The 574-nt window shown below is 56.9% G+C and carries 1 protein-coding gene; it reads right to left on the bottom strand.

Annotated elements, in window-relative coordinates; all coding sequences use genetic code 11:
- Positions 1-574, bottom strand: a 574-nt coding sequence (locus AC1D0P_RS27400; RefSeq protein ID WP_477679610.1) for an ISAs1 family transposase, incomplete at both ends; no start/stop codon positions are given.

Below are 574 nucleotides of genomic sequence, written 5' to 3'. Positions count from 1 at the left end.
TTGCCCTTGAGCGCCAAAATGTAGTCGGCTTGTTTGTCGGTGATTTTGCGGGCGACCTCTTTCTGGCAGCCCATGGCATCAATCGTCACCACCGCGCCTTCGATCGAGAGCATGTCGAGAAGCWTGGGGATGGCTGTGATTTCATTGGATTTCTCCGAGACYTTGACCTGTCCCAGAACCAGTTTCTGCCGCGCTGAGAAGGCGCTGAGCGTATGCAGGGYGTCMTTGTTRCCTTTCGTGCCGGAGCGGCGWGAGGTYTTGCCRTCTATGGCGATGACCTCAGCCGGTCGACCGGTCACCGCCGCYACCCATCGGGCAAAACAGGCTTGGAACGCYTGAACRTCAAGGCTTGCGASAATGACGCCCAGTTGATCCTCACACGGTGTTCCGTAGGTATACGGGCTGAACCGACGCAGCAGTTCCAGCCGCTTTTCGCCAAACCGGGCAATCTCGCTGACGCAGTTGCAGTCGCAGATCATCGCGACAAGGCAAAGAAGCAGAMCCTCCTCAAGCGGATAACGCACCTTCAGGGCTTGCCGCTTGTCCGGAAGCTCTGAGAAATACGAAAGAAAAA

Source organism: Polaromonas sp. P1_G2, assembly GCF_056405515.1.
The sequence above is the reverse complement of the archived record's forward strand: the minus strand, read 5'-3'. Positions and strand labels throughout refer to the sequence as shown.